The organism is Protofrankia sp. Cas3, assembly GCF_963555955.1.
Lineage (GTDB): Bacteria > Actinomycetota > Actinomycetes > Frankiales > Frankiaceae > Protofrankia.
This window is the reverse complement of record NZ_CAUVXP010000083.1, coordinates 1-26,046: the sequence shown is the minus strand read 5'-3', so window position 1 is coordinate 26,046 and position 26,046 is coordinate 1. Positions and strand designations below refer to the sequence as shown.

Below are 26,046 nucleotides of genomic sequence, written 5' to 3'. Positions count from 1 at the left end.
GGCGGTAGCCGGGACGGGTTGCCTCAGCCGACGTCCCCGACCAGCCGCGCGTCATCACCGATAGCCACCCCGACCCCGACACCCAGCCCGACTCCCACCACGATCACGTCAGGCGAATATCAGGCTGCCCTCTCGGCGCTGGACTCTGCACTTGCCCCTCGGTTTTCGGCCGTCTTTCTCAGCGGTACGCCGGCTGCCCTGTCCAACGCGTTCAAGAGCGCTGCGGGCGAGCTGGGAACCCAGGGCCTGACGCTGTCGCGGATCCGACCCCCGGCCAACGTCGCGGCCGCTCATAAAGATCTTATTGCTGCGTTGTCCAGGTTGACCAGTGATCTTTCGAGGCTGGCCGGTGATGCCCAGGACCACACACTGTGCACCGGCGGCGCTGGAATGCCGAGGGCTGCCAGCGGTGACGGCGCGCGGGTGCTGCGCGCGGCCGCGGCCGCGATCGCGTCCGCTGATCCCGCGCAGTCGTACAGGGTCGGGACGTTCATGCCGGCCGCCCAGCCGGACCTCAACCGCCAACCTGCCAACGGCAGTCTCGGCCCGGGAAAGCGTGGCGGTCTGGGTAAGCTGACCATCAAGGCGGCCACGACCGATGCGGTGATCAAGCTGACCGGGAGCGGAACGCTGATCCGGAACATCTACGTCCGGGCTGGTGCCACGGTGACCGCCGATGGCATTCCGGACGGGACGTTCGACGTGTTCTTCACCACCGGTACGGACTGGGAGGCTGCCGCTTCCCGCTTTACCCGGGACTGCGACTTCAGCAAGTTCGACCAGCCGTTGTCATATCAGACGAAGTACTTCTCAACGCAGACTCAGTACACGACCTTCACCCTGACGCTGTACAAGAGCGTCGGCGGCAACGCCAGCACCAGCAGTGTGGATCCGGATTCGTTCCCGGGTTCCTGAGTTCCCCGCCCGTCCAGGCCGAATGATACGAGCGGGGAGCTGCTTTCGCGCATCGCCTGGCCCGAACAGTGACGTCAGGTAAGGCGAGGTCAGGTAAGACGAGGTCAGGTAAGGCGATCGGCGGGGCCGGACTTGATGGCCTCCACGAGTTGGCCCAGCTTGTCCTCGGGGAGGTTTCTCGCCAGGTCGGCCTCGCTGATCATGCCTACCAGCTGGTTGTTCTCGATCACGGGAAGACGCTTGATCCGGTGGTCCATCATCTGGCGCATGACGTCATCAAGGTCGGCGTTCGCGTCGGTGTAGAACGGCCGGCCCTGCGCCAGATCCCTGGCCCGCGTTGTCAGGGGGTCCTTTCCCTCAGCGAGGCATCTGATCACGATGTCGCGGTCGGTAATGATCCCACGAAGCTTGTTGTCCTCGCCGCAGATCGGCAGCGAGCCCACGCCGAGGTCCCGCATCCTGCGGGCGGCGTCCACGAGAGTCTCGGTCTCACCGATGCACTCGGCGTCCCGGTGCATGATCTGATGTGCGGTAGTCATGCGGATCCCCTCTCCTTCTGGCCAGATAGCCTGACCAGATCTGCGGACCCGCGGCGACCAGTGGTGCGTGCCGTGCCGCCGACCACCGCGAGCGCTCTCGACTACTCGGGGCCACCGGCCGCGCGTATGGAAGTATGATCACGCGACCGTTGGCCTACCCTTTGACCGACTAGGTGGTACCCCGGATGTGTGACCGCATGCCGCGGGCGGATGCGTTCACAGCCGGCAGCCCACCTGGTCACCTGGGTGACCCGCGACTGGTCTGGACCGCGACTGGCAAAGTGGCTGGCGGCGAGCACTAAGAGCGCCCGGCAACAGGGGCGTGGATGAAGGAGCGGGGCTGGGGTGCGTAGATCGCGAGGCGGAGGAGGGAGGCGCCCTGGTGGTGGGTGTCGACCGACGAGCCGGGGTACCCGTGCCTCGCGAAGCGATGGACGGGGAGCGATGCTGCGAGGTGCGTACCGCAGCCCCGCGACGTCGCGTCCCCTGTTGCCGGGCGCTCTGAGGTGGCGACGCCGGTCGCGTCGTGAACGGCATGAGATGTGCCCACATCAGGGCAGGTATCCGATGCCGTACGGTGGAGAAGGGGCGAATCGGTATGAACCCCTCGGACAGACCCTGGGGCCTGTCGTGGTCGCGGCCGTTCAAACCGCACAGGCAGCCGCGAGCAGGTGGTGCACCGGCGGGCTGGCGACCCCCTCCGCCGCCAGCCCGCCGGTTTCCGGCTATCTCTTCTCCCCCAGTTCCACCCCCCACCTCGGCCCCCCAGCCGAGGTGCGCCCGCGGTCTCCGATCGTGCTCTACCGGTGGGCGCAAAACAGATCCTTCCGGACCCGTACACGTCCGAACAGAGCGCCCCCGCACCGGAGCAGGGGTGCTCCCCTGCTGAACGGGTCAAAGGCGATGCGATCGTGGTTCTGGCGCATCGCCGGAGGCCGCAGTCCCCGGGGCGCGAAGGGGCAGCGCGACCCCGGTTGACCTGCGCGGATTCGCCCGGGCCCGTGACCTGCAGATGACAGCCGGCAGGCCTTTTCACAGTTACGCTCATCGGGTGGTTGGCATGAAAGGGGCGGCGGGAACGCATGGTCGCAAGAGGGGTACCGGATGCGGCACCGCCGGCGGTCGTCGTCGCGAGGATCACCGCCAGCGGGCGGAGGTGGGCGCTGGGGTCAGGCCGTCGACTGACCTTCGGCCGCGCCGGCTGCGACATCCCGTTCGGGGCCGACCCGCAGGACCTGATGGTGTCCCGCCGTGCTGGAACTCTGGCCGAAAGTGAAGGCGCGATTGTCATCGGTAACACCGGTCGGCATCCACTCCTGGTGCTGACCGCGGACGGGGACACCCATCGCATCCTGTCCCCGGCGACGGCGGTCTCGGCCGGTCTCGCCGAGTTCCAGATCGTCGCAGTCGGCGCGGATGGTCAGCGCCATGAGATCGGCGTGGTGCACTATCGCCGCCAGCCGGTACATCGGGAGCAGGACACGATGCAGCTTTCCGTCCGGCTCACCCAGACCGAACGCCTGCTGCTGGTCGCGTTGTGCGAACCCCGCCTGCGCACGGACGACAACCATGCGTCGTTCGCCACTTACCGGGAGATTGCCCGCCGGGTCAACCGCGACGACAACTACGTCCGCTCGCGCCTGGCCACAGTCCGGAGCAATCTCGCCGGGCAGGGGATCCCGGGACTGCTTCGCGATGAGCCTGGTCCCGCTTCGCGGCGGCTGCCGGACTACATCGTCCGGCTCGGCGAGTGGGTGCTGGCCGCTGGTCACATCACCGTGGCCGACCTCGATCTGCTGGCCTGACCGGCTGTTCGATCACCCCTGATCGAGCGCCTGATCCTAGGGTGCCGTTGTTCGTGGCGACACTCCGACTACTTAGAGTGTTGTTATCAACACTCTAAGTGTCTGTAGGGTGTGCGTCAGAAGATCGACCAACGGCGGGGGTAATCGCTTTGTCCACCATGGTCCGCGATCAGGCAAACGTCGCGCCGACACCGCTCATGCCGGCTTACGGTGCCCTGGTCGTGTTTGCGCCGAACATGATCGGTAGCGCCCGGTTCACGCCGAGTCGCGGCTACCGCCGTGCGCCAGACCTGGTGTGACCCGGCCGTCCGATGAGATGATCACACCGCCTCCTCGGACCGCCACCACGGGGGCACTCCGCGCCGCTGCGGGGTGCCCCCGTGGCACCCCACCAACCGGCGACGCCGTGCCCCTGTTGCCGGGCGCTCTCAGGCGTGATTGTCAGCTCGCCAGGTCGGTGGAACGCGCGTGGAAGCAGCTGGCTGGTCCGCGCCGGTGTCCTCGTCCGCCGGCGTGATGACCTCGGCGGGTACCGGCGTGTTGCGAATCTCCTCGATCTCTTCGGGTGCCTCCACGGACACGCTCGGCAGTAGGTGATCCAGCCAGCGTGGCAGCCACCAGTTCGCTTTCCCGAACAGGTGCATGAGCGCCGGCACGAGCAGGGCGCGGACGACGAAGGCGTCGATCAGTACGGCCACCGCGAGTCCCATGCCGAACAGTTTGATCACTCGGTCGTCCGCGAGGGTGAAGGACGCGAAGACCACCGTCATGATGGCGCCCGCGGCCGTGATCACCCGTCCCGTCTCGGCCTGGCCGAGGGAGACCGCGATCCGGTTGTCCCGCCGGACCAGCCACTCCTCGTGCATCCGGCTCACCAGGAACACCTCGTAGTCCATGGACAAGCCGAACAGGATGGCGAACAGCATCACCGGCAGGAACGGCTCTATCGGTCCGCCCTTGACCCCGACGATCCCCGCGAACCATCCCCACTGGAAGATCGCGACGATGACACCGAACGCCGAGCCGACCGCCAGCAGGTTCATCACCGATGCGGTCAGCGGGACGATGACACTACGGAACACCGCCACGAGCAGGCTGAAGGCCAGGGCCACGACCACGCCGATGAACAGCGGGAGTTTGCTCGTCAGCACGTCGGAGAAGTCCTGGAAGGTCGCGGTCGTGCCACCCACCTTGACGTCCAGGGCGCTGCCCTCGGTCGCCTGCGGGATGATCGTTCCCCGTAGTCGCTTGAGCAACGCCGCGGTTTGTGCGTCCTGTGGGCTGGTCGTCGGGAACACCGCCACCGTCGCGGCCTCACCATTGGGGCTCGATCGCGGCGGGGTGACGAACGCGATACCGGGCACGGTGCGCAGTGCGGTCACGACCGCCTCGAGAGCATTCGTGTCAGCGGGGGAGTGGATCGCGGCGACGAGGGTGAACGGGCCGTTGAAGCCCGGCCCGAATCCGCTGGCGAGAAGATCATATGCGCGTCGGGAGGTCCGCGACGGCGAGCCGTTGCCCTCGTCGCCGCTACCGAGCCGGAGGGCGAAGAACGGCAGCGCAGTGATCAGAATCAGAATGGCGGACACCGTCGCGTACATGGCCGGGCGCCGTTCGATCCGCCGTGCCGAACGCCACCAGAATCCGGACGGATGGGCGGGTTCCGGGCCCTTGTGGGTGAGCTGGACGCGTTCGGCCCGACCGAGCACCTTCATCCCGTAGAAGCTGAGCAGCGCTGGCAACAGGGTCACCGCGGTGGCCATGGTCAGCGAGACGGTGAGGGTCGCGGAGATCGCGACGCCGTAGAGGAACGTCACACCGAGGGCGTACATACCGAGCAGGGCGATGCACACGGTGAGCCCCGCGAACAGGACGGCCCGGCCGGACGTGTTGATCGCGGTGACGGCTGCTTCCTCCGGCGTCTTGCCCGCTCGTAGGCCGATACGGTGCCGGTTGACGATGAACAGGGCGTAGTCGATGCCCACGCCCAGGCCGATCAGGGTCGCCAGCGTCGGTCCGAACTGGGCGATGGACATCACATGGGACACCAGGCCGATGCAGGCCATCCCGACGCCGAGGGCGATGACCGCGGCCACCAGGGGCAGCGTCATCGCAAGCAGGGTCCCGAACGCGATGAACAGGATGATCGCAGCGGCTACGACGCCGAGTAGTTCGCTCGTGTTCTGCTGGGGCTGTTCCACAATGGACACCGCGGTGCCGGACAGTTCCACCTGGAGCGCCCCGCCATCGGCCGCGCGGGCGGTGTCTATGATCGCTTTGAGCTCGTCGCGGGGGATCTCAACCGCCTGGTCGTCCAGCGCGACGGTGGCGAATGCCGTTGTTCCATCCCTGGTGAACTGCTCCGCGCCCCGCGGCTCGAACGGGCTTGTCACGTCGACGACACGGGGGAGGTCGGCAACCCGCTGGAGCATCGCCGTGGCGTCCGCTTCGACGACAGGGTTGTAGAGGGTGCCGGAGCGGGCGTGCAGCACGACGCTGGTGGTCTCGCCGGATGCGGCGGGGAACTCCCGTTTGAGCAGGTCGATAGCCTGCTGCGACTCGGTTCCGGGGAGTGAGAAGTTGTTCTTGTAGTCCGTACCGGCGGCATAGGCGGCCCCACCGAATCCGAGCAGGGCGCCAAACCACAAGAGTAGGACGATCCAGCGGTGACGGAAGCACCAACGCGCGAGCGATGCCACGGGTTTCCCCCCGGTCTGGGCCGATGGACGGGTCAGGGTCAACGTGCGGTCGGAGAGCGCGCGATCGTGGTTCTTTTCGCGCGCTCGCAGGCCCGGTGGGTCTGGATGCGTGGTCGGAGAGCGCGTGATCGTGGTTCTTTTCGCGCGCTCGCAGGCCCTGCAGGTCTGGACGTGCGACCGGCAACAGGAGCTTCGGGCAGGCGGCGCCCACGCGGCGATCCCCGGCCCGCGGCCTCGGTCTCCTCCGCTTGGATCTCCGCTTGCTGGTCCGCCGCCCCCGCTGACGGGCGCTCTGAACGATCGGTCGGTCGGGGTAGTTTACCGAACGGTCAGTAGACGTGGATCTGCATGGGGCGAGGGTATAGGTTCTTCGCTACCGACCTCCCGGTGAGAGGGGTGTGGGGCGACGATGTCCGGCCGTGCACCGCGCGCTAACGCGGTGGACACGCGCGACCGGATTCTCGCTGTCGCTGTGCAGCTCTTCAACGAGCAAGGCTACGCTGGGACATCGATTCGTGACATTGCGGAGCGGCTCAGTATGACGAAAGCCGCTCTCTACTACCACTTCGCGTCCAAGGACATGATTCTGGACGCAGTAGTGCAGCCGTTCGTAGAGGCGTTCGGTCATGTGAGGGATCTCTCGCGCGTTGATCCGCCGGCTTCGGCGCGGACGATCATTGAGGGTCTGGTCGAGGCGATGGCAGGGCCGGGTGCTGTGCTGTTCGCCTTCGTCAACGATCCGTCGGTGATCCATCGACAGATCGGTAAGGGTGACATCGCATCTCACCAGGATGCGATTGTGACTGCTCTCGCTGGTCCTGATCCCACTCCGTTACGGCTCCTGCGGGCGCGTTGTGCCGTGGGGTGCGTGCAGGCCGGTATCCTCGGGACCGCGCTGGCACGGCGAGCGCTGGCGCATGCCAGTGCCGGCCCGACCAGCGCGACGGGCACAGGGGGGACGCATTCGGTGTCGGTTGGTGACGACGTCACCGAGCCGCTGGTTCCTGACGACGTCCGGCGGGAGGTCGTCGAAGCCGCCCTCGCCGCGCTCGGTTGCTAAGAGCGGCCGGCGGACGGCGGTCTGCGACTGGGGCGTGGCGTCACGGATGACCTTTCGGCACTGGTGGAGTAACGTCCGGATAGTGCTTCGATCACGTTACGTGCTCGCCCTGGTAGCCGTGCCGCTTGCCGGCACAGCCGCCTGCCTGACCGCGGCGCGGGTTTCCGACGCGCACGGCGGGCAGATGGCGACACGGAAGGTACGGGTCGGCACGGTGACCCTCACCGCGGAGGTCGCGGACACGCCGACGCTGCGTGCGCGTGGCCTCATGGGCCGTACGTCGCTGCCCGCCGGGACCGGGATGCTCTTCGTCTTCAACGGTGAGGCCTCGGACGGCTTTTACATGTACCGGACGTTGCTGCCCCTGTCGATCGCCTTCGTCAGGTCGGGGCGGGTTGTCACGGTTCGTGAGATGACACCGTGTTCCGAGGTCGACTCACAACGTTGCGAGATCTATCGTGCCGACTCGGCCTACACCGAAGCCGTCGAAGCGCCGGAGGGTACCTTCAGAAACGCCGGCACGCGTACAGGGGACATGATCGAATTCGACTAGTCACATCAGCACGGTGTCATGTCGGTGATGCAAAATCGATGTTCCGATGTGAGAAGACCTACAAAGCGACAATCCTATTTTGGGTGAATGCCGACGGGATGCCATGTAGTGCTTGCAGTGTGGATCCGTCGGTGACGTGACGGGTCCGACAAGGCTTTCGGCCTGGTGTCGTCCAGCTGACGATGGACGTTCCGGCCGTGGGGCGATGAAATAGGGCTAGGCCGAACGTGGCCGACCGTTTGTCGCCAGCGCTGTCGACACCCAGGTTCCGAAGGCCTGACCGCGACCGTCTCCCATCCCGGGAGGAGGCGACCACCGCGCGACCGGAGGGTTTTGTTGTGCACACACCGGCCCGTCCCACTGTTCCGGACAGCCGTTTGCACGTTGTCGCCGAGCCGTCCCGTTTCGGGGGCAGCCGGGGGTGGCCGCCCAAGACTGCGATCGTCACCGGCGCCAGCAGCGGCATCGGCAGGGAGGCTGCGCTGCTTCTGGCCGCGATGAACTGTCAGGTCCTGCTGGTCGGTCGTAACGGCGTGGCGCTTGACGAGGTTGCGGCATCGACAGAGGGGCACCGGATTGCCGTGGACCTGTCGGTCCCGGGATCCGAGGCCACCGTGGCCCGCCGTGGCGAGGATCTCCTCGGTGACCTGGACCTGCTGGTGTGCGCGGCCGGTCTCGGTTGCGCGGGACCCTACGACCAGCTTTCCCACGAAACTCTCGCCGAGTTGGTGGCGATCAACGTGCTGTCGCCGATGGCACTGGTCCGCTCGGTGCTCCCGGCCATGCTCGAGCGCGGGCACGGGCGCATCCTCCTGGTCGGAAGTATTGCCGGCGCGCTTGGTGTCCGTGGTGAGGTTGCGTACTCGGCGACCAAGGCGGCGCTGGTCGGGTTCGCGAACGCGCTGCGTTCTGAGGTTTCCGGCCGGGGCGTTTCGGTTACTCTGTGCTTCCCCGGGGCGGTTGACACACCTTTCTTCCACCGCCGTGGAGCGCCGTACGTCCGAAAGTGGCCACGTCCGCAGCCGGCCCGCCTCGTCGCTGAACGCATGCTGTTCGCAACTGGACGCGGGCAGGCCGAGGTGTGGGTTCCACGGTGGTTGTCCCTTGCCGCCCGGGTACACGGAGCCGCGCCGCCGCTCTACCGGCGGCTGGCGAGTGTCTTCGGGTAGGTGCATCGCTACCGTAAGTTGTCCGGGGCGTGGGTCGGCCCCCCGGCACCGGGACGGACCCCGTTCATCGGCCACGCGACCGACGGGGGATCGCTGGCTGGACGAGGTCGCGCCGGTGGCCACCGAACGCGGCGGCTGTGAGGGTTCTACCGGCCGACGGCGACGCGCTCAGCGCCGTTCCGGTGCGGTCGGAGGCCCGATGGATCCAGAAAATTGACCGGTTCGAGCGCGCCGCCGGGTTGCTCCGGCGGTTCGCGTCAGGCCCAACCGCTGACGAGGGGGAGGCGCATGACTGCTAGCGACGCAAAGATCGGCCCACTGCCAGGCGGGCCGACGGGAGCATCCGGTGCGCCGCTGCCGGGGGTGGCCCTGCATTCCTCGCCCCAGGATGTGCTGCGGGCGGCTTCCGCTGAGAACTTCACCGTGTCTCCGCTGATTCTTCCGGCTCGGCAGCGGCAGCACCTGTTTGCCATCTACGGATTCGCCCGGCTCGTCGACGACATCGGAGACGAGGCGACCGGCGACCGGCTCGCCCTGCTCGACGCTCTCGAAGTTGATCTTGAGAAGGTCTGGGCGGGCATGCCGACCTTCCCGATCAACCAGGCGCTGGTGCCGACCGTTCGGGAGTGCGCTCTGGATCCCGAGCCGTTCCACCGGCTCGTGGCGGCCAACCGGCAGGACCAGTTCGTCACCCGTTACGACACCTTCGACGACCTGCTGCGTTATTGCACTCTGTCCGCGGATCCGGTCGGCCGCATGGTGCTGGGAATCTTCGGGGTCGACACGCCCGACCGGGTCGCCCTGTCAGACCGGGTGTGTACGGCGCTCCAGATCGTGGAGCACTGTCAGGACGTGGCCGAGGACTTCGCGGCGGGGCGGATCTACCTGCCCCGCGAAGATCTCGCCAACTTCGGGGTGCGCGAGGAGGATCTGGCGCGTCCCAGCGCCGGGCCCGCGGTACGGGACCTGATGGCTTTTCAGGTCCTGCGCGCGCGCCGCATCCTTGACGAGGGCACCCCGCTGGTCGGGCGGGTGAACGGCCGGCTGCGGTTTGTCCTCGCGGGTTTCGTCGGCGGTGGTCGCGCCGCCTTGGACGCGATCGCGCGGGCCCGTTTCGACGTCCTGCGCGGTGCCCCCACCGCGCCGAAGACCCGCATCGCCCGGTACGGCGCGGCTGTGGCACTCGGGTCGGCCGCACCCTCCGCCCGCCGGGCCGCCCGCGCGGCCCGGTCCGGACTCCCCCCACTGGTCACCGGCGGCGGGATCATCGCGAAGCCCAGTGGGCACGGAGGTGGCGAATGACCGTCAACGGGCCGCTGTGGTCGCCCACAGTCACCGAAGCGTATGCATCGTGTGAGAGCCTCACCCGGGAGGCCGCGCGTAACTTCTCCTACGGCATCCGACTGCTCCCGGCAGAAAAGCGGGCAGCCCTTTCCGCCGTGTACGCCTTCGCCCGCCGGCTTGACGACATCGGCGACGGTGACCTGCCCCTGGCCGAGAAGGTCGTTCGCCTGGCCGCGGCCCGGGCCGACATCCTGGCCCTCGGCGCGTCCAGCACGGATCCGGTCCTGGTCGCGCTCAGTGACGCGTGCCGGCGCTTCCCCATCCCGGTCAACGCTTTCAGCGAGCTGATCGACGGCGTCGAGATGGACCTGCGGGGGGTGACGTACGAAACTTTTGACGATCTTGTCGGATACTGTCGGCGGGTGGCCGGCACCATCGGGCGGCTGTCGCTGGGAATCTTCGGCACCGAGGCGGCGCACGCGAACTCCAATGCCCCCACGGTCGCCGACGAACTCGGGATTGCCCTGCAGCAGACCAACATTCTGCGAGATGTCCGGGAGGACCTGATCACCGGCCGGATCTATCTGCCACGGGCCGAGCTCGACAAGGCCGGCATCACTCTCGTGCTGGGCCCGGATGGTCAGCTCGGCGGTCCATCCGACGCACTCGTCGGATATCTGCGCGACTGCGCACAACGCGCCGACGAGTGGTACGGGCGGGGCCTGAAGCTCCTGGGCATGCTCGACCGTCGCAGCGCCGCCTGCTGCGGCGCGATGGCCGGGATCTACCTGCGACTCAACCGCCGGATCAGGATGGACCCGACCCCCGTCCTGGCGGAACGGCTCTCGCTGCCCGGGTGGGAGAAGGTCGTGGTCGCCGCCCGCAGCCTGGCCGGCCGTCCGGAGGTGTCGGTCGGATGAGCCTGCCCACAACGCCCCTGCCGGTGACGCCCCTGCCCACGACGCCCCTGCCGGTGACGCCGCTGCCCGGCCCCGGCACCCCTGGCCAGGGGGGACACCGACTTGTCGTGGTCGGCGGTGGTCTGGCCGGCCTGTCAGCGGCCCTGGTCGCCGCTGACGCCGGTGCCGAGGTGACCGTGCTGGAGGCACGGCCGCGCCTGGGCGGGGCGACCTCCTCATTCGCGCGGGACGGCAGGTGGGTCGACACCGGCCAGCATGTCTTCATGCGCTGTTGCACGGCCTACCGGGCGTTCCTGCGTCGGCTCGGGGTCGAGCACCTGACGACGCTGCAGGACCGACTGGACGTCCCGGTGCTGCTTGCCGGGTCCGGTACACGTGCCCGGCTGCGGCGCACCCGCATCCCGTGGCCGGCGCCGCTGCATCTGACCCCGGCGCTGCTGGGATACCGGGCGTTCCCGATCGGTCAGCGGCTACGGGCGGCGCTCGCGGCCTACCGGCTCGGTCGGCTCGACCCGAACCGACCCGAGGTCGACGGTGCCTCGTTCGGTAGCTGGCTGGCCGGCCAGGGCCAGTCCCCGGCAGCCATCGAGGCGCTGTGGGAGCTCCTGACCGTCGCGACCCTCAACGCCCCGGCGGACTCGGCGTCGCTCGGTCTCGCCGCCACGGTTGTGCGTACCGGTCTGCTCGAGCGGGCGGACGCCGGGGACATCGGCTGGGCTGACGTCCCGCTCCAGCGGCTTCACGGCGACGCCGCTGCCTCGGAGCTCGCCGACCTCGGGGCGGATGTCCGTACCGGCGTGAAGGTTCGTGAGCTGACGAAAACAGCGACCGGTTGGCGTGTGGTCACCGACAGTGGCTCCATCGAGGCCGATTCCGTGATCCTCGCGGTGCCCCCACCGGCGGCCGCCGCGCTGCTGCCGGCCGGCGCGGTCGAGGGCCAGGAGCGCTTCGTCGAGCTCGGCTCCGCGCCGATCGTCAACGTCCACATGGTCTATGACCGCAAGGTGTTGGAGGGTCCGTTCCTCGCCGTGGTCGGATCCCCGGTCCAGTGGGTCTTCGACCGCACCGCGTCGAGCCGGAGTATCGCGTCGAGCGGGATCACCGCGTCGAGCGGGGCCGTCGCGTCCTCGGCCGTGGCAGGGCCTGACGCGGGTTCCGCGCAAGGGTCCGGGCCGGCCGGCCCTACGGGTACGGGTACGCAGTATCTGGCGATTTCCCTGTCAGCGGCGGACGAGTGGATCGACCGGCCGGCGAGTGAGATTCGCGGCATCTTCGTCGAGGAGATGCGCCGGCTGCTGCCGGCCGCGCGAGGCGCCGAGGCGATCGAGGTGTTCGTGACCCGCGAGCGCACGGCAACGTTCCGCCAGGCGCCTGGCACCCACGCGCTGCGCCCTGGCCCGGCCACGGCGTTGCCGGGACTCGCGTTGGCCGGCGCGTGGACCGACACGGGCTGGCCCGCGACCATGGAGGGCGCCGTCCGCAGCGGCCTGGCCGCCGCGAAGGTGGCGCTGGGGGGCTGGCGGTCCGGTCCGCCTTCGCCCGGCCCGGCCCGCAGGTTGCTCCCTGTGGTCGATGCGCCTGGCGGTGCTCCAACGCGTGCGGGGGGATGCGGATCGTCATCGGGTAATTCGTGCAAAACGTCACAATCATCCCGGATGCCTGAGACCAACGTCCCGGACGAGGGACCGTCGTCTTCTAACCCGTCGGGATCATCGACCCCCGGGACGGCGGGCACCCCAGGGGCCCAGCCGGCACTGACCGCCACCCCGCCACTTACACCGCTTCCGACACCATCCGAGCGATCAACCTCAACCTCAACCACGACCACGCCTTCGGCGGCGTCACCGACAGGGAGATTTCCGGCATGACCACTGTGGTTCCCGATGCGATCGAGCGGGGCCGGACTCTGGCAGTGCCGGCGCTTCGCGCCACTGTCGACCGGCTGCATCCCCGGCTGCGTCGCGTGGTTGCCTACCACCGCGGCTGGATCGACGCGGAAGGTAACCCGCTCGCGGGCAGCGGCGGAAAGCTGCTGCGTCCGGCACTGGCACTGCTCTCGGCCGAGGCGGCCGGCGCCGCTGTCGAGGTCGGGCTCCCCGGCGCGGTCGCCGTCGAGCTCGTCCACGACTTCTCGCTGCTGCATGACGATCTCATGGACGGCGACACCGAGCGCCGGCACCGACCCACGGCCTGGACGGTGTTCGGCGCGGACGGCGCGATCCTCGCCGGCGACGCCCTGTTGGGGCTGGCCACCCAGGTGCTGCTCGAGGTCGACCGGGATGCCGGTCGCCGCGCCGCGGTGATGCTCGGGGCGGGCGTCCAGGACCTCGTCCGGGGTCAGGCCGAGGACCTGCACTTCGAAACCCGCAACGACATCACCGTCGCGGACACGCTGATGATGGAGGACGGCAAGACCGGCGCCCTGCTGTCCTGCTCGGCCGCGATCGGCGCGGTGCTGGCGGACGGCCCGGCCCGACTCGTCGACGGCCTCGCCGAGTTCGGGTCACGGCTGGGAACCGCCTTCCAACTGGTGGATGACCTGCTCGGTATCTGGGGTGACCCTGCGGTGACCGGCAAGCCGGTCCTGTCGGACCTGCGCTCGCGCAAGAAGTCGGTCCCGGTCGTGGTGGCGCTGGAGGCCGGCGGCTCCGAAGCCGACGAGCTGCGCGCCTTCCTCGCCTCCACCGGGGAACTTTCCGAAGGCGACCTGCATCGCGCCGCCGAGTTGGTCGAACGCGCTGGTGGGCGGGAGTGGACCACGGCTGAGGCCGACCGCCAGCTCGAAGCGTGCGCCGAGCTGCTGGCGTCATTGGCCCTGCCGTCGCTGGTTGAAGCCGAACTGCTTGCCCTTGCCCGTTTTGTTACCGAACGGGATCGGTGAGTGTGCTGTGACACTGCTGTTCGTACTGGACCGGGAGTTCATACCGCACCGGGACCGACATGTGGACGGGAGCCGCTGATGAGCTCGACCACCGACTACCGGCAATCCCAAGTCTCCTCCGACACGGTGACGGCAGCCGCCGTCCGGGCCCGAGACCACCTGCTGTCGCTGCAGTCCGACCAGGGCTGGTGGAAGGGCGAACTCGAGACCAATATCACGATCGAGGCGGCAGACCTTCTGTTCCGCGTCTTCATGGGCATCCTCACTCCGGATGTGCTCGAGGAGGCCGCCCGCTGGATCCGTTCGAGGCAGACCGAGAACGGCACCTGGGCGATCTACTACGGTGGCCCGCCGGATCTCAGCACGACTCTTGAGGGGTACGTCGCGTTGCGGCTCGCCGGGGACAGCCCGGACGCCCCGCACATGCGGGCTGCCGCGGCTTACGTCCGGGAGAACGGCGGTCCCGCCGCCACCCGGGTGTTCACCCGGATCTGGCTGGCGATGTTCGGCGAGTGGTCCTGGGACGACCTGCCGGTGATGCCGCCCGAGCTCGTGCTGCTGCCGTCGTGGTTCCCGCTCAACGTGTACGACTTCGGCTGCTGGGCCCGGCAGTCGATCGTTCCGCTGACGATCATCGGGACGTTTCGGCCGAAGCGCTCGCTCGGATTCGGGATCGATGAGCTCAAGGTCGAGTTCCCGGCCCAGCCGCCGGCACCGCTGCGCTCGTGGACGGGCGCGTTCCAGCGCCTGGACGCGGTGCTGCACCGGTACGAGCGCCGTCCGCTGAAGATGATCCGCCGGCACGCGATGCGCCGGGCCGCCGAATGGATCATCGCTCGGCAGGAGGCCGACGGTTGCTGGGGCGGCATCCAGCCTCCGTGGGTTTTCTCGATCATGGCGCTGACGCTGCTCGGCTACCCCATGAACCATCCGGTGATCGCGACCGGGCTACGTGGCCTGGAGCGCTACACGATCCGGGAGCGGACCCCCGCGGGGATGGTCCGCCGGTTGGAGTGCTGTCAGTCCCCGGTCTGGGACACCGCGCTCGCTGTCGTCGCCCTGCGTGACGCGGGCCTTGCCGCCGACCACCCCGCCATGGTGCGCGCGGCCCGGTGGCTGGCGGACGAGGAGGTCACGCTCACCGGTGACTGGGCGGTCAAACGTCCAGCACTGGCCCCTGGCGGCTGGGCGTTCGAGTTCGACAACGACGGGTATCCCGACGTCGACGACACCGCCGAGGTCGTGCTGGCCATCCGTCGTCTGTTGAAACCCCACGGCGGGGTCGACGGGAGTCAGACAGGCGGAATCGACGCGGTGGACCCCGGGCTCGCGGCCCGGCTCCGGGCGGCCGAACGCCGCGGCGTGGACTGGGCCATCGGGATGCGCTCGGCCAACGGTGCATGGGGGGCCTTCGACGCCGACAACACCAGGACCCTCCCCACGAAGCTGCCTTTCTGTGACTTCGGCGAGGTGATCGACCCGCCGTCCGCGGATGTGACGGCTCATATAGTAGAAATGCTCGCCGAAGTGGGCCAGGCGCGCAATCCCATCACCGAACGGGCGGTGGGCTGGTTGCTGGCAGACCAGGAACCGGGTGGGTCGTGGTTCGGTCGCTGGGGTGTCAACCACATCTACGGCACCGGCGCGGTCGTCCCAGCTCTGATCGACGCGGGGGTGTCCGCCGACCATCCGGCGATCATCCGGGCCGTCCAGTGGCTGGTCGAGCATCAAAGACCTGACGGTGCCTGGGGCGAGGACTTTCGTTCCTACACCGATGACGCCTGGATCGGCCGCGGTGAGCCCACCGCGTCCCAGACGGCGTGGGCGCTCCTCGCGCTCCTCGCCGCCGATCCGGCGTCCCCGGCGGTCGAACGGGGGGTGCAGTGGCTGGTCGACACCCAGCGGCCGGACGGAACCTGGGACGAGCCGCACCACACGGGCACCGGTTTCCCCGGGGATTTTTCGATCAACTACCACCTGTATCGGCTGAGTTTCCCGCTGACCGCGCTCGGCCGATACCTGAGCGGCGGGTCCGCATCATGACTTTCTCGGCACCGGACACATCACGGACGGCGGGTCCCGCCGAAGGGTCCAAGCCATCGGCGGTCCCGGCATCCCGGACGCCGCCGGCTCGGCCGGCTCTGCCGGTTTTGCCGGTACCGGAGGTACCGGAGGTAGACGCCATGACCGCTGTTGCTCCGACTGCTGCTCCGACGGCGGTCACGTCAACCATCAGGACCCCAGCGGTCCGCCCGTCGACGGCTGACGGCGCCCCGGCCGGGGTTGATCTGGGGCGGGACACCGCGCCGGGTCTGCGCGCCATGGTCCGGCGTCGGCCCAGGCTGGTCGTGGCCGCGCCGCTGCGGTTGGAGGCATGGGCCGCGGCCCGCTCGGGCCTGCCCGGGGGCACGATCCTCATCCGGACCGGAATGGGACCCGAGCAGGCCAGCCGGTCCACCCGCATCATCCGCGAGGCCCGGGCGGACGCCGTGGCCCTGGTCGGTCTCGGCGGCGGCCTCGGTCCGGGGGTGAAGCCCGGGCACGTCGTGGTGGCTGATGAGGTCCGCACCTCCGACGGTTCGGTCAGCGCGCACTGTCCGTCCGCGCCCCTGCTGGCCGGTGAACTGCGCCGGGCGGGCCTGACCGTCCACGTCGGCCCGGTCGTATCCGTGTCGCGGCTGGCGATAGGCACCGCACGCGCGGAGCTGGCGGCGACCGGGGCGATCGCCGTGGACATGGAATCCGCACAGATCGCGCCGGGCGCGAGTGGGGTGCCGCTGGCGATCGTCCGCGTCATCGTGGACACCGACGAGCAGCCGCTGGGGCGTTTTGACCTGGCCCGCCGGGGGATCGCGGGACTGCGGACGATGATGACCCTCGGACCGGTGCTGGAGCGCTGGTCGGCGGCTGTCGGATCACGCCAGGTGCTGCTTGCCGAGCCCAGGGCGTTCTGCGCCGGAGTCGAACGGGCGATCGAGGTTGTCGAGCGGGCACTGGAGATGTACGGGTCGCCGGTCTACGTGCGTAAGCAGATCGTCCACAACAGCCACGTCGTTGCTGATCTTGCCGGTCGTGGCGCCATCTTCGTCGAGGAGCTCGACGAGGTACCGGCCGGGGCAACCGTGGTCTTCTCCGCGCACGGGGTCGCCCCCGCCGTCTGGGAGCAGGCCGACGACCGTGAGCTGTCAGTGATCGACGCAACGTGTCCACTGGTGGAGAAGGTCCACGCGGAGGCTCGCCGGTTCACCGCGCGCGGGGACACTGTCCTGCTTATCGGGCATTCCGGGCATGAGGAGGTGGACGGAACACTCGGGGAGGCGCCTGGAAAGATCAAGCTGGTGGAGTCGCCCGCGGACGTTGCCAGGCTCGAGGTCGACGATCCCGAGCGGGTGACCTACCTCATGCAGACCACGCTCGCGGTGGACGAGGCCGAGGAAGTCGTCGACGCGCTGCGGGACCGCTTCCCGGCTGTGGTCGGGCCCGGATCGGCGGACATCTGCTATGCGACCTCGAACCGGCAGAGCGCCATCCGGCGGGTCGCCATCGAGGCCGACCTGGTCCTGGTCGTCGGCTCACAGAACAGTGCCAACTCACGCCGGCTGGTCGATGTGACCGAACGCGAGGGTGTGCCGGCCTACCTCGTCGGTGACGTCGGCGAGGTGGACATGCGGTGGTTGGTCGGTGCCGACACCATCGGCATCTCCGCGGGGGCGTCCGCGCCTCCGACCCTTGTCGACGAGCTGACCAGGGCACTGTCCGGCCTCGGCCCGACAGCGGTGGCGGTCCGTTCGGTCGGCACCGAGACGATCTCGTTCCATCTGCCCAAGGAACTTCGCCGCCAGCCCAAGTAGTACACGTCGCCGATCACCACGCTGCGGGCGCAGGCGCCGGGTAGTTCGGAGCGTTATCCGGCTACGCGGCGCTCGTGTCGCAATTCCGGACGGTAACGGGCGGATGCGGTGAAAAGCGCGCGGTAGGACTCCTGCTACGGTCCACCCGATGCGTCAGGTATCGACCGATACGGTGCTGGCTGAGCGGGGCGATCAGCAGCGGCTCGATTATCAGGAGCTCCCCGGTGCGGTTTCCGGGACGCCCGGCCCCGCATCGTCGTCGCGGGGCCGGGCGTCCCGGCTTGCGGTGTCCGTATCCGGGCCGCGTCTGGCCTTGTTCGCCCTCGGCACGTTGTCGTTCACCGCGAGCGTGGTGCTGCAGGAGACGCTGTTCCGCCATGGTTCGGGTGACGCGGATGAGGCCGCCTACGTGCTCCAGGCCCGGATGCTGCTGCATGGGCGGCTGACCCTCGACCAGAACCTGGTGGACCCGTTCTTCCGCCCCTGGCTGACCGGCGTCCACAACGGACGGGTCTTCACCAAGTACCTGCCCGGGTGGCCGGCGATGCTGGCCGTGTCCCAGTTGCTGTTCGGGACGATGGTCCTCGCTCCCGCGCTGGTGGCCGCAGCCTGGGTGGTTGCAACCTACCGGCTGGCCCGCGAACTGTTCGATGATGTGGCGACGGCACTCACATCCGCGGCCTTTCTCGCGTTGTCGCCGCTGGTCCTCCTGCACACGGCTCTGCCGATGGCCTATGCGTTCACCGCCGCCGCGCTGACCGCCGCGATGGCCGCGCTGCTGCGTGGCACCCGTATCGGTGCCCGCCGGTCGTTGGTGGCCGCCGGTGCGGCGTTCGGCCTCGCCGCCATGGCCCGCCCGTTCGACGCGGTGCTGGTGGCCATCGTAGGGGTCCTGTTCGTGACGGCCCGGTTCGCGACGGCCCGGTTCGCGACGGCCGGGCAACGCCCGCGGCCGGTCGCGGCGATGCTGCGGGACCTCGGGTGGGTCGGGCTCGGGGGGCTACCGTTCGTCGTGGCGGTGGCCGCCTTCTGTCGGCACGTGACCGGTTCGATGCGGACGTTGCCGCTTGCCGCCTCCGATCCGTTGGACCGCTTCGGTTTCGGTGAGCGGCGGATGCTGCCGTCCGAACCGACGTTCGCCTTTACCGGGCATGTCGCGCTCGACGCGCTGCGGGCGACTCTTGCCGCCGCCCCGGGCTGGCTGTTCGGTGGGACGGCGCTGGTCGTCCTCGCCGGGGTCGGGCTCCTCGCGGGCCTTGCGGCGGGGGGGCGGCGCGCCGGGCATCTGCTGCTCGCCATCACCGCGCTGGGGGTCTTCGCCGCCTACTTCTTCTGGTGGGGTAGTGCCATGGCGGTTCCGAGCCTTCGCAACGGCCTCGGTCCGCATTACCACATGGTGGCGCTGTCGCCTGTCGTCATCCTCGCCGGCAGCGGCGCGTGCCTGCTGTGGCGGGCGGTGCCCGGGCGGCTCCCGCGGCCGGTTGCAATCCCGGTGGCGGGCGTCTGCGGGCTGGCGCTGGTGGCTGTGACCGCCGTCGGGGTGCCCGCGAAGGTCAACGTACAACGCTATGTCAACGCGGTCGACGGGTACGTACTCGATCTCATCCCGGACAATTTTGATGGGCCGGCGGTCGTCATCGTCACCCCACCGACGCCGAGCCGCTACACACAGGTTCCATACCAGTTCCTACGCAACAACCCGGACCTGTCGGACCAGGTGCTGTACGCGGCCGACCTCGGCGCGGCCGACGGGCAGCTCGCCGAGAGGATGCCGGGCCGCCGGCTGTACCAGCTCCGCCCCGACGAGGTGATCGAGGCGGAGAAGCCGTGGAGTTTCCGGGGCTCCTTCGTCGAACTCCGCCCGGTCGAGGGAAAGAAGATCGAGGTTCGGGTGTCTGCGTCGGTCCCGGCGAACATGCGCTACGCATCGTTCTACCTGCGCATCGGCGAGCAGACGGTGACCAGCCCGCTGCCCGTCACGGGAGCCGCGGGCACCGCGGCGAGCGTCGTCGCGACTGTGGACGGAGCCCGCGCGCTCGTCACGGTGGCATCGCCGGTGGGCGGCTCGGTCATGCAGGCCTCGGTGCCGCCGACCTCGGTGCAGGAGTTCAGTTTCGCGGGCGCTGTGCTGCCGGCGCAGCTGACCGTCGGCCTGGCCGCGGGGACGACGCCGGACCTCACCGGGGCCTGGCGCTGGGAGGAGCGCATTCCCCTGGAGCGACGCGCAGACGGGGTGCTGGTCGCGTTGGGTCCCGGGCCGGGCTGGCGGCTGGTCCCCGGCCGCTACGACAACGCCTGGGTACCGGCCACCGTGACGGGGACTCTCGGCGTCACGCTCGCACCGCGACGCTGAGCACCGCGACGCCTGGGCACATGATCAAATCAGTGCGGGCTGCTCGGCATACAGTTCGCGGATGATCGACAGGTCGAACATCCTTCTGGCGGCGGCGGGGGCGGCGCTGTCCGCCAGCACCCGCACATTGGCCTCGATCAGGGCGTCAGTCATCGTGAACAATCCGTTGCGATGTGTGTCCGCACTCTCGACAAGGGTGCTCAGCCGCCTGTTCCTGGCCACCTGCTCGTCGATGTCGAGCCCCGACGACCGGGCGTAGACTTCGGCGAGTAGTCGAGGGCCGAGCATCGGGTCGGCCAGGTCGTCCTTCCAGCCGTGGATTTCGGCGGCCAGGAACGCCTTGACCTTCTGCCTCGACCTGACCACCGTGTCCGCGCTCACCACGTACACGTTGGACACCAGCTGGTAGCCGTGGTCGGCAAGCAGGAACGTCGAGGTGGCGACGCCCTGGCGGGCGAAGGCAGCCGGGGCGTCGATCACCGACGACAGTGCCCCGTCGACCTGGCGCTCCGCGACTGCCCGCAGATGGTCGGGCGTGACGACCTGGGTGACGGCCGTCTCCGCCACTCCCACGGCGGCCAGGAACGACGTCCAGACGGCCGTGCTGCCCGCCGCCATCCCGATCTTCATACCGGTCATGTCCTGCGGCGTTCTGATCGGCTTGTCAGCAAGCGAGACGATGGCCCAGGGCGACTTCTGTCGCTGTGTGCCGATCACCCGCAGCCGTGCGCCGTTGGCGATTTCCTTCGGAAGGGTGTCCGGCGCGATAACCCCGACGAATGCCGCACCGGAAGCCACCGACGCCACCACGGTTCGGGCCCGCGACCCACCGTCATGGAATTCTGTACGGGTGAACCCTGCGTGGCGGTAATAACCGTTGTGGTCGGCGATGAAGGAGCCGGCGAACTCGACGTCGGGCTTTCCCGGGAGCCAGAACGCGAGCGGACCCAGGTCCACCGTCTGTGGTGCGGGGGTGGCCGGCCGGCCGATCCGGCGGGCAGCCCAGGCCGCCGATCCGGCGCCGGCGCCCAGACCGGCGACGGCGACGGCGGCGAGCAGCAGGCCCCGCCGGGACGCCCGTGCCTTGCCCGGGCGCGCGGCCTTCCCGGAACCGTTCGCGGCCTGCCGCGCGTCCGGACCGACCCATACCGGCTGTTCGATCGTGGCCGGGTCGATGTCGGGCTGTGATCGTGGCCGGCGTGGCCTCGGCACTCCGGGGGTCAGGACCTCCAGGCCGACGGTGTCGAGGTCATCGCCATCCTGCTCGCCGATGGCGGTCCCGCCGGCGACGTTGGCAACCATGGTCGGTGCCTCGTAGAACGCGTTCGACGTCGGCCAGGCGTTCGGGCTCGCCACCGGTGGCGCTTCCCGGGGCATGTCCGGTAGCGCTGCCTGTGGCGCTGCCTGTGGCGCTGCCTGTGGCGCTACCTGTGGCGCTACCGGAACCGGGGCCGGTCGTGCGGGCGGTTCTGTCGCCGGCGCCGAGACGACGGCCTGTAGTTGGCGGCGAATCCGCTCCGTCGTGGGCCGAGCGGACGGATCTTTGGCCAGAATCGGTTGGAGTATCGAAAAGGTCCGGGCTGCGCGCATCGGCGCGCTCGGCCCTTCGTAGACGACCGCGTGCATGGTCGCGAAGGTGGTATCCCGACCAAACGGGGAGACGCCTTCCGCCGCATGCAGCAGGGTCGTCGCGAGCGAGAAAAGATCGCTGGCCGGACCGGCCTCATCCCCGCGGATACGTTCTGGAGCCATATAGGCGGGTGTGCCGACCACGCCCCCGGCCGCGGTGATCCGGTGATCGGTCTCGTAGGCCGCGACGCCGAAGTCCGCGAGTTTGACGGTACCGTCAGCGGTGATCAGGACGTTCGACGGTTTGACGTCGCGGTGCAGAACTCCTTTGCGGTGTCCGTGCACGAGCGCGTCCAGCAGCGCGATACCGATCCGGGCGACCTCGGGCTCGTCCAGCGCACCGTCCTGCGCGATCACCGCCGCCAACGAACGTCCTGGGACCAGATCCATCACGATCCACTGCGCACCGTGGTCCTCGACCAGGTCGTACACGGTGACCACATGGGGATGGGCACCGAGCCGGGCGGCGTTGCGCGCTTCGCGGCGGGCACGTTCGATCAGCAGTTCGCGGTCCTGGGCCGAGAGGTTGTCAGGAATGCGGATCTCCTTGAGGGCACGTTCGACACCGGTGCCGGTGTCGACGGCCCGCCAGACCGTCCCCATCCCGCCCGAGCCGAGCCGTTCGACCAGCCGGAACCGCCCGCCGATCAGGTGCGTGACCGTGTGCCCGCTTCGCGTCATACGCCCGCCTTCAGCCTGCAACGCGTGCCCAACCCCATGTGACCTCCGCGCTGCTGCCCACTGTCTTTTTCGCCGATGTTAGGCGTCGCCGGGGACAGCCATTGGTTGGCCGGTTCGGGACTCACCCGTCAGGTCTACACACAATCGCCGCTCGGTTTGCCGCGGGGTCGGTCATACCCGGCCTGATGTCGCGGATTTGGCGAACCTGGGCGGCCTGGGAATGGCCTGCGTCACTCCTGGCGGGGTTGCGAAGGCCAGACCGTTGCTACCACGGCGCGCCTGGGGCCGATGTCCAGCTTATGGCGGGCGATGTGACGTTCGTCCAACACCGGCGGCGCAACGCCGACCGGCGGTGGAACGCAGGACCAATGCCTGCCGGGCATGTCCCCGTCAGGCCCGGGTGGCGCCACCGTGGGCCGGGCCTGGTCGGGCCGCGGCTGGGGGTCGCTGGGCCTGCCGGTCCAGTGCCGTCGCCCTGTGGTGATCGTTTACTTCCCGCTGTCCGGATCCCGACACGGCTCCGTCCGGATTTCTGGTCTAAAACTCCGACTAGGTCGCTGACCTGCGGTGACGGATGTCCGATGCGGGTCGGGGTCGGCCGGGTAGGACGGGGAGAAGTGGCCGATCCAACGTTCTCGACGAACATACAAGCTGTACGTACACCCTGTATGTTGTCGAGATGGAGCGGTCGTCCGGCCGCACGACGTCGACGCCGAAGGGCGGTATTGCCGTGGCGGTGGAGTGGCGGTACTCGTTGCGGATCGGGATGTACCTGGCCAAGCAGAAGGTGCTGCGTCGTAAGCACTTTCCGCTTGTTCTCGAACTTGAGCCGTTGTTCGCCTGCAATCTGTCATGCACCGGTTGCGGCAAGATTCAGCACCCTGCGTCCGTACTCAAGCAGCGGATGAGCGTCGAGGACGCCATGGCCGCGGTGGAGGAGTGCGGCGCACCGGTGGTCGCGATCGCCGGTGGTGAACCGCTGATGCACCCGCAGCTCGACGAGATCGTCCGTCAGCTCATCGCCCGCAAGAAGTTTGTCCTGCTGTGCACTAACGGGCTGTTGCTCCGCAAGAAGATGGCGAAGTTCACACCGTCGCCGTACTTCACCTTCATCGTCCACATCGACGGGCTGCGCGAGCGGCACGACACGGTGGTGGAGAAGGCGGGCACGTTCGACGAGGCGATCGAGGCGATCGCCGCGGCCAAGGCAGCCGGCTTCCGGGTGGGCACCAACTCCACCTTCTTCAACAACGACAGCCCGCAGGATGTGATCGACGTTCTGTCCTACCTCAACGACGAGGTCAAGGTCGACCAGATCCAGCTCTCGCCCGCCTACGCGTATGAGAAGGCGCCCGACCAGGAGCACTTCCTCGGCGTCTCGCAGACCCGCGAGCTGTTCGCCAAGGTCTTCGGTGACGGCCGGCGCGAGAAGTGGCGGCTTAACCACTCGCCGATCTTCCTGGACTTCCTGGAGGGCAAGCGCGATCTTTCGTGTACGGCCTGGGGTATCCCGAGTTACTCGCTGTTCGGCTGGCAGAAGCCGTGCTACCTGATGAGCGACGGCTACGTGTCGTCCTACAAGGAGCTGGTGGAGACCACCGACTGGGACGCCTACGGCCGGGGTAAGGACCCCCGCTGCGCCAACTGCATGGCTCACTGCGGGTACGAGACCTCCGCGGTGCTTGCCACCACGTCGTCGCTGAAGGAGTCCCTGCGGGCCATGCGCAGCGTCTGAGGCGCGAGGCGCGATATCTGCGCGTTCCGTTTCAGGGACGGCTCGTCCCCTACCGCCTGGCACTACCGCCTGGCACTACCGCCACCGCTTGGCACCACGTTGCGAGCCGGCCACCTCGACGGTGGCCGGCTCGCAACGTTCTCGCTACCTTCTTGTTTTCGTTACTTTTTCGCTTCCAGGCCGACGAGCAGCCGATCGAGAACCTCGCCGGCCTCACGTCGGACTTTCGCGGGTTCCGAGGCCCGGCCGATCAACAGGCTCGCCTCGGACAGGACGGCCGCCAACACCCGGGTGAGGGGCGCGACCGGCAGCGGGTCGATCCGCCCGTCGTCGATCGCCTTGCTCAGCCATTCAGCGAGCAGGCGGTAGCCGTGACGTTCGACCAGGACGTCCCATGCGTCGTGGCCGAGTACCGCCGGGCCGTCGACCAGCACGATACGTTGGAAGTCGCTGTCGGTGCAGATGTCGAGAAAAGACTGGAAGCCGGTTCGCAGTTGCTCCCAGGCGTCGGTGGCCGGCTCGTCCGTGGCGCGCTTGAGCTCGGTGGTGACGAGCTGTTCGGCGACCTCAAGGGCGACCTGTTCCATCACCGCGCCGAAGAGATCAGCCTTGTCGCGAAAGTGATGATAAAGCGCCCCACGCGTCACCTGCGCGTCGGCCACGATCTCCTCGGTGCCGGTCGCCGCGTACCCCTGGGTCCCGAATCGGTGCCGCGCGGCGGCGAGGAGAACCTCTCGGGTGGCGGCGGGGTGCTCGCTTCCGCGGATCCTGCTCATTCGCTGATTATGTTGCACTCAGTCTTCTAGTGGGCTTGTTCGGTGGTGGAAATGTCCATAACTATACCTGGTTGTCCGGGCCGCCGTAGCCGTAGCCGTGGCCCGTGTGAGGCACTGGCCACAAAAAGCGACCGACAATAGGGGCGCGGCATCGCAGGGCTGGGGCGCTCTAATCTAGCGACCATGACTACGACCGAGCCGCGCCCACCGGCTGTTGAGTGGGGCGAGCCCCGCAGTAAGACAATCACCTGGCATGATCCAATGGTCACTGCTGCGATGGGGCGGACCATGAGCGGTCTCGACTTCCTCCTGGCGATGCGTGACGGCGTGGTCCCACCCCCGCCGATCGCCATGCATTTTGATTTCGGGATCGGTGCGGTTGCCGAGGGGGACGTTGTTTTTCACTGTGCCCCGGACGAATCCGCATACAACCCGATTGGCATGATACATGGCGGTCTTGTCTGCACTCTCCTGGATACGGTCACGGGCTGTTCCGTGCACACCACGTTGCCAGCCGGGTTCGGATACACCTCCATCGAGATCAAGGTCAACTATCTGCGGCCGATCCAGGTGGTTGACGGTCGCCCGAGCGGCCTGACCGCGCACGGCTGGGTCGTCCGACCTGGTCGCCGCATTGTCTTCGCCGAGGGGGATGTCTGCGGCGCCGACGGCAGGAAACTCGCCACCGCGAGCAGCACCTGCCTGGTGTTTCCGCTTGAGGGCGCGGCCCCGCCGCCGGCCTGACGGCCGTGGGCATCGCACCGCCGCTCACCAGTGGGCGACCATGGTTCGGCCCGTGTTCAGAGCCTGGCGGAGTGCGACCGCGTCGGGTGCCAGTGCGCTGATCAGAACCCCCGGCCCGGCCAGGGGGAGCAGGGCGAAGGTGTCCGTGACCGCCGGGGCGGTCCCGAGCCCGTCCGGCCCGGGGCCCGCGATCAGCAGCGAACCGGTCACGCGGGCGCCACCGAGGACAGCCGGCCCGTCAAGGCCGGGCATACCCGGATCGAGGCACAGCTCCTGGCGCAGGAGCGGGCGCAGCATCCCGCTGCGACCTTCTCGGTTGTGGCCTTCTCGGTTGTGGCCCTCCCGGTTTCGGCCGTTGCGTCCCTGTCCCTGTCCCTCGACGTCGACGTGCAGTGCGCAGGAGATCGAGCCCGCTGGTTCACCGAAACGTCCGAGGACGATTTCCTCCCGCC

The 26,046-nt window shown here is 68.7% G+C and carries 18 protein-coding genes and 2 pseudogenes; 15 read left to right on the top strand and 5 right to left on the bottom strand.

The window, feature by feature from the left end; translation table 11 throughout:
* A partial coding sequence (locus U9983_RS16105) for a hypothetical protein (RefSeq protein ID WP_322754809.1) occupies nucleotides 1–915 on the top strand: 915 nt, incomplete at its 5' end.
* A 104-nt stretch (nucleotides 916–1,019) separates the two neighbouring features.
* Here the strand turns inward: U9983_RS16105 and U9983_RS16100 are convergent.
* Complete coding sequence (locus tag U9983_RS16100; RefSeq protein ID WP_322754808.1) at nucleotides 1,020–1,454, bottom strand: CBS domain-containing protein; 435 nt, start codon at nucleotides 1,452–1,454, stop codon at nucleotides 1,020–1,022.
* A gap of 1,082 nt (nucleotides 1,455–2,536) precedes the next feature.
* On the opposite strand from U9983_RS16100, the gene U9983_RS16095 reads away from it, so the two are divergent.
* Nucleotides 2,537–3,259: a hypothetical protein gene (locus tag U9983_RS16095; protein ID WP_322754807.1), complete on the top strand. Its 723-nt coding sequence runs from the start codon at nucleotides 2,537–2,539 to the stop codon at nucleotides 3,257–3,259.
* A 428-nt stretch (nucleotides 3,260–3,687) separates the two neighbouring features.
* On the opposite strand, the gene U9983_RS16090 is transcribed toward U9983_RS16095, so the two are convergent.
* Nucleotides 3,688–5,958, bottom strand: a complete 2,271-nt coding sequence (locus tag U9983_RS16090) for an MMPL family transporter (protein WP_322754806.1) — start codon at nucleotides 5,956–5,958, stop codon at nucleotides 3,688–3,690.
* Nucleotides 5,959–6,367: 409 nt separating this feature from the next.
* Between U9983_RS16090 and U9983_RS27935 the strand changes: the two are divergent.
* From U9983_RS27935 to U9983_RS16040, 11 genes and pseudogenes are all read left to right on the top strand, one after another.
* Nucleotides 6,368–6,496, top strand: a pseudogene (locus U9983_RS27935) (TetR family transcriptional regulator); the annotation flags it as partial.
* Entirely contained in the window at nucleotides 6,497–7,018 is a 522-nt protein-coding gene (locus U9983_RS16085; protein WP_416211416.1) for a TetR/AcrR family transcriptional regulator, read from the top strand.
* 82 nt (nucleotides 7,019–7,100) lie between these two features.
* Nucleotides 7,101–7,571 (top strand): DUF192 domain-containing protein, encoded by a 471-nt coding sequence (locus U9983_RS16080; RefSeq protein WP_322754804.1) that lies wholly within the window; start codon nucleotides 7,101–7,103, stop codon nucleotides 7,569–7,571.
* A gap of 338 nt (nucleotides 7,572–7,909) precedes the next feature.
* A complete protein-coding gene (locus U9983_RS16075; protein WP_416210170.1) occupies nucleotides 7,910–8,740 on the top strand; it encodes an SDR family NAD(P)-dependent oxidoreductase in 831 nt (276 codons plus the stop codon).
* Between the two features lie 288 nt (nucleotides 8,741–9,028).
* A complete protein-coding gene (gene hpnC, locus U9983_RS16070; RefSeq protein ID WP_322754803.1) occupies nucleotides 9,029–10,042 on the top strand; it encodes a squalene synthase HpnC in 1,014 nt (337 codons plus the stop codon).
* Nucleotides 10,039–10,944: a presqualene diphosphate synthase HpnD gene (gene hpnD / locus U9983_RS16065; RefSeq protein WP_322754802.1), complete on the top strand. Its 906-nt coding sequence runs from the start codon at nucleotides 10,039–10,041 to the stop codon at nucleotides 10,942–10,944. Before hpnC ends, hpnD begins: the two co-directional genes overlap by 4 nt.
* Nucleotides 10,941–12,812: a hydroxysqualene dehydroxylase HpnE gene (hpnE, locus tag U9983_RS16060; protein WP_322754801.1), complete on the top strand. Its 1,872-nt coding sequence runs from the start codon at nucleotides 10,941–10,943 to the stop codon at nucleotides 12,810–12,812. The genes hpnD and hpnE overlap by 4 nt, the downstream gene beginning before the upstream one ends.
* A complete protein-coding gene (locus U9983_RS16055) occupies nucleotides 12,809–13,825 on the top strand; it encodes a polyprenyl synthetase family protein (RefSeq protein WP_322754800.1) in 1,017 nt (338 codons plus the stop codon). The genes hpnE and U9983_RS16055 overlap by 4 nt, the downstream gene beginning before the upstream one ends.
* 78 nt (nucleotides 13,826–13,903) lie before the next feature.
* A complete protein-coding gene (gene shc / locus U9983_RS16050) occupies nucleotides 13,904–15,868 on the top strand; it encodes a squalene--hopene cyclase (RefSeq protein ID WP_322754799.1) in 1,965 nt (654 codons plus the stop codon).
* A 140-nt stretch (nucleotides 15,869–16,008) separates the two neighbouring features.
* Nucleotides 16,009–17,676 carry a 4-hydroxy-3-methylbut-2-enyl diphosphate reductase gene (gene ispH / locus U9983_RS16045; protein WP_416210726.1) on the top strand — a complete coding sequence of 556 codons (1,668 nt, stop codon included), beginning with the start codon at nucleotides 16,009–16,011 and terminating at the stop codon, nucleotides 17,674–17,676.
* 148 nt (nucleotides 17,677–17,824) lie between these two features.
* Complete coding sequence (locus U9983_RS16040; RefSeq protein ID WP_322754798.1) at nucleotides 17,825–20,029, top strand: glycosyltransferase family 39 protein; 2,205 nt, start codon at nucleotides 17,825–17,827, stop codon at nucleotides 20,027–20,029.
* A 24-nt stretch (nucleotides 20,030–20,053) separates the two neighbouring features.
* Here the strand turns inward: U9983_RS16040 and U9983_RS16035 are convergent, their stop codons facing one another.
* Nucleotides 20,054–22,339 carry a protein kinase domain-containing protein gene (locus tag U9983_RS16035; RefSeq protein WP_322754797.1) on the bottom strand — a complete coding sequence of 762 codons (2,286 nt, stop codon included), beginning with the start codon at nucleotides 22,337–22,339 and terminating at the stop codon, nucleotides 20,054–20,056.
* A 730-nt stretch (nucleotides 22,340–23,069) separates the two neighbouring features.
* Between U9983_RS16035 and hpnH the strand changes: the two genes are divergently transcribed.
* On the top strand, nucleotides 23,070–24,074 hold the full coding sequence (hpnH, locus tag U9983_RS16030; protein ID WP_322751030.1) for an adenosyl-hopene transferase HpnH: 1,005 nt from the start codon (nucleotides 23,070–23,072) through the stop codon (nucleotides 24,072–24,074).
* Nucleotides 24,075–24,235: 161 nt separating this feature from the next.
* On the opposite strand, the gene U9983_RS16025 is transcribed toward hpnH, so the two are convergent.
* Complete coding sequence (locus U9983_RS16025; protein ID WP_322751021.1) at nucleotides 24,236–24,850, bottom strand: TetR/AcrR family transcriptional regulator; 615 nt, start codon at nucleotides 24,848–24,850, stop codon at nucleotides 24,236–24,238.
* Nucleotides 24,851–25,033: 183 nt separating this feature from the next.
* Between U9983_RS16025 and U9983_RS16020 the strand changes: the two genes are divergently transcribed.
* Nucleotides 25,034–25,594: a PaaI family thioesterase gene (locus tag U9983_RS16020; protein WP_416211415.1), complete on the top strand. Its 561-nt coding sequence runs from the start codon at nucleotides 25,034–25,036 to the stop codon at nucleotides 25,592–25,594.
* A gap of 24 nt (nucleotides 25,595–25,618) precedes the next feature.
* Here the strand turns inward: U9983_RS16020 and U9983_RS16015 are convergent.
* Nucleotides 25,619–26,046: pseudogene (locus U9983_RS16015) on the bottom strand (urease accessory protein UreD); the annotation flags it as partial.